This is a genomic window from Candidatus Eisenbacteria bacterium (assembly GCA_016867495.1).
GTDB lineage: Bacteria > Eisenbacteria > RBG-16-71-46 > CAIMUX01 > VGJL01 > VGJL01.
This window is the reverse complement of record VGJL01000223.1, coordinates 1-3809: the sequence shown is the minus strand read 5'-3', so window position 1 is coordinate 3809 and position 3809 is coordinate 1. Positions and strand designations below refer to the sequence as shown.

At 67.8% G+C, this 3809-nt stretch carries 4 protein-coding genes; 3 read left to right on the top strand and 1 reads right to left on the bottom strand.

The window, feature by feature from the left end:
• The coding region (locus tag FJY88_12545; protein ID MBM3288164.1) for a DUF86 domain-containing protein at window positions 1-111 on the top strand (111 nt) is incomplete at its 5' end.
• 431 nt (window positions 112-542) lie between these two features.
• On the opposite strand, the gene FJY88_12540 is transcribed toward FJY88_12545, so the two are convergent.
• A complete protein-coding gene (locus tag FJY88_12540; GenBank protein MBM3288163.1) occupies window positions 543-2231 on the bottom strand; it encodes a gamma-glutamyltransferase family protein in 1689 nt (562 codons plus the stop codon).
• 21 nt (window positions 2232-2252) lie between these two features.
• On the opposite strand from FJY88_12540, the gene FJY88_12535 reads away from it, so the two are divergent.
• Window positions 2253-2906 (top strand): MBL fold metallo-hydrolase, encoded by a 654-nt coding sequence (locus FJY88_12535; protein MBM3288162.1) that lies wholly within the window; start codon window positions 2253-2255, stop codon window positions 2904-2906.
• On the top strand, window positions 2903-3809 hold a 907-nt coding region (locus FJY88_12530), incomplete at its 3' end, for a serine acetyltransferase (protein MBM3288161.1). The genes FJY88_12535 and FJY88_12530, both read left to right, overlap by 4 nt.

Below are 3809 nucleotides of genomic sequence, written 5' to 3'. Positions count from 1 at the left end.
AACATCCTTGTGCATGACTACTTCGGGATCGACACGGACGTCGTTTGGGAGGCGGTGGAGAGAGAACTCCCGCAACTTCGGGAGCGCACCAGGGCGATACTGGAGCAGTAACCTGCCCTATTCTACGAGAGCTCCGTAATCTCGATCCCCGTATGGTCAAGATACTCAGCCGAGGCGCAACTCACGCTCGTGCTCTTGATTGCGGGCCTTCGTCCAGCACTGGTTTCAGCCGGTTGACCGGCTGAGTCATGCGCCCGAAGCTCTCCCTCTTGCCGCTCCGGCGTCGGACCAACCATGAACTTCGTCCTCCAACCCTGGCAGCTACTCCTCACCATCCTGGCCGGCCTGATCAACCGGCAGCAGCAAGAGGTCAGCGAGTATCTCCGCACCTCCGGTCCGGTCCAGTGCCGGACACGACTCGGCGGGATGCTGCGGTACTACCATCGGGCAGCTGCGCAGGGCGACGACGGACGACTTTCTGAGACTCCGATGAGCGGCGGCGATGTCCCTCGGCGAACTGCCTGTTCGAAGGCACGACTCTCTCAGCGCCCCGCCGCGAGCCCCTCACCTCTCGGATCGGTGCAGGCGAGCCATCCGCCCTCGTCGAGCCGCTCGATCGCCTGCGCGAGGCCCGGCCCCTCCCAGGGCCCAAGGCGAATCGCCCGATGTCCCCGATGCTCGAGGCGTCTTCGAACCTCTCGCGGGATGCGCGCCTCGAGACAGAGCCGATCTCTCTCGTCGATCGACCAGCGCGGCGAGCGGATCGCCTCGGCGAGCGGGAGTCCGCGGACGACTCTCGCGCGCAGGAGTTGCACATTGACCTGGATCTGCGCCTCCGCGCCGGGCGTCCCCCCCAGCAGCCACGGCCGGCCTCCACGCAGGACCATCCAGGGATTGAGGGTATGCACCGGCCTCTTGCCCGCCTCGAGCCTGTTGGGCGAGGCGGGATCGCTCGAGAATCCAGCCATCCTGCAGTTCAGGAGGATCCCGGTCCCCGGCACGATCCACCCGGCCCCGAAAGCATGGAAGATCGACTGGATCCAGCTCACCGCGTTCCCCGCGCCATCGACGGCGCAGAGATAGGTCGTCTCCGCGCCCGCCGCGCGCGTGTCTTCGCGTGCGGCGGCTGTTCGTTCGGGATCGATCCGCGCGGCGAGGTTGGCCGCGTGGTCCCGCGAGAGCCACCTCGCGATCCCCTCCTCGACCTGCGCCGGCGCGGAGCGCGGATCGCAGAGCCAGGCGTCCCGCTCCACCCGGATCAGGCGGTAGGCCTCGACCTGCAGGTGGATCTCGCGCGCGATCGCGCGCGGCCCATCGTCCGAGAGGCGCCATCCGAGGCGGTCGGTCTCCTTGAGCACGCGCAGGATCGCCAGCACCATCGCCCCCTGCGACACCGGAGGCTGCTCGCAGACGATCGCCCCGTCCAGATCGATCGAGAGAGGATCGACCTCCTCCGTCCTGTGCCCGCTCAGATCGTCCGAAGAGAGCGCGCCGCCGCGCGAGCGGATCTCGTCCACGATGCGCGCGGCGAGCGGCCCTCGATAGAAGAGATCCTCCCCATCGCGGGCGATCGCGCCCAGCGTGTCGGCGAGGTCGGGCTGCCGCACCCATGTTCCCGCTCCCCGCGGCTCTCCCCGCGGGAGGAAGAGGGCCGCGAGGCCGGGATCTTCGGCGAGAAGCGCGCGATGAAGCCGCGCCATGCGCGCCCAACGGTCGTGGACCGGGAAGCCCCCGCGCGCGATCTCGATCGCCGGGGCGAAGACCTCCGCGGCATCGAGCCGGCCCCATCCGCGCAGCAAGCGGAACCAGGCGCTCACGACTCCGGGGACGGTGATCGACAGCGCGCCGCGCGGAGGGATCTCCCGCCCGAGCATCGCGCCGGCATCGAGGTCCCGCGGAGCGATCCCGCTACCCTGCAAGGCCCGGACCCTGCCGCTCGCCGCATCGAAGACGATGGCGAAGGCATCGCCTCCGAGATGGCTCGCCCAGGGCTCGACGACCAGGAGGACGCTCCCCGCGGCGACGATCGCGTCCGCGGCCGAGCCCCCGCGCCGCAGCATCTCCAGCGCGGCTGCCGTCGCGAGGGGATGCGCCGTCGCGACCGCTCCGTTCGGCGCGAGGACAGGCGGGCGTTCCATCATCACGAGGGCCTCCCCACGAGCGCTCCCCCTGCCACGAGAACCTCCCTTGCCTTCGGAACGGCGTTTTGCTAATCTTCCCGGTTCGGTCATCCGATGGATGTTGGCGACGTCATGATCATCGAAACTCTCTCTGTTGGCCTCCTTCAATGCAACTGCACGGTTCTGGGGTGCGGCGAGACACGACGCGCCCTGGTGATCGATCCCGGGGACGAGGCGGACCGGATCCTCGACGTCATCGGAAGGCACAAGCTCACCGTGGAGGCGATCCTGCAGACGCACGCGCATCTGGACCATCTCGGGGCGACATGCGCAGTGGCCAGGTCGACAGGCGCGCCGGTCCTGCTGCATCCCGGGGACAGGTATCTCTACGATCACGCCGAGCTGCAGGCCCAGCTCTTCGGCCTGCCCAAGATCGAGACGGCCGAGATCGGCCGGGAAGTGCAAGACGGCGAGACCCTGCGGATCGGCGCCCTGCGGGGGAAGATCCTCCACACCCCCGGCCACTCCCCCGGCAGTCTCTGCCTCGCCGTGTCGGAGTCCGGACCGAATGACGCGGCGAAGCCCGCCTACATCCTTTCGGGCGACACCCTGTTCTGCGGAAGCATCGGGAGAACCGATCTTTGGGGAGGGGACATGGATCTGATCCTGAACTCGATTCGCAAGCGCCTCCTGCCGTATCCCGACGCGACAGTGGTCGTCCCGGGGCACGGTCCGGCGACCACCATAGGAGCGGAGCGGGCGACCAACCCGTTCCTCGCGCCATGAAGAAGCGACCGATCCAGGACATGCTGGCCGATGTGACGCGGCGGCTCATCGAGACCTACAACGACGAGCTTCCGACCGCCCACAACCTCGACCAGACGAAGCGCCTGCCTTCCGAGGAGATCACGACGAACCTCTTGGAGAGGATCTTCGAGCTCCTCTACCCGGGCTACTTCGGCAACCAGCACCTGACGCGCGACAATGTGTCGTATCACGTGGGCGCTCTCCTCGACGACGTCGCCGACGAGCTGCACGAGCAGATCTACCTCGCCTCGCGGTTCGAGTGCGCCGTTGAGGGGTCGTGCGAGCATTGCGTGAAGTTCGCCGACGCGGCCGTCGAGGGCTTCATCGACGCGCTCCCTGACGTGCGCAGGTCCTTGACGCTGGACGTCCAGGCCGCCTTCGACGGGGATCCGGCCGCCAAGAGCTTCGCGGAGATCATCCTCTCCTATCCGGGCCTGAAGGCGATCAGCGTCTACAGGGTCGCGCACCGGCTGCGTCTTCTCGAGGTGCCCCTGCTGCCGCGCATCATGACCGAGTACGCGCACAGGGAGACGGGGATCGACATCCATCCGGGAGCCCGCATCGGAGAGAGCTTCTTCATCGACCACGGGACGGGGGTCGTGATCGGGGAGACGACGGACATTGGCGCCAACGTGAAGATCTACCAGGGAGTCACCCTCGGCGCCCTCTCCTTCCCCAAGGACGAGCGGGGGAACATCATCCGGGACCGCAAGCGACATCCGACGCTCGAGGACGGCGTCGTCATCTACGCCGGGGCGACGATCCTCGGAGGCGACACCGTGATCGGGAAGGGGTCGATCGTGGGCGGCAACACATGGCTCATCCACTCGATCCCGCCGGGAAGCCGGATCACCAGCACCCCGCAGGGCAAGAAGATCGAAC

Coding starts and splice junctions, on each gene's coding strand:
- FJY88_12540 (MBM3288163.1), bottom strand. CDS start 2,231: ATGACCGAACCGGGAAGATTAGCAAAACGCCGTTCCGAAGGCAAGGGA.
- FJY88_12535 (MBM3288162.1), top strand. CDS start 2,253: ATGATCATCGAAACTCTCTCTGTTGGCCTCCTTCAATGCAACTGCACG.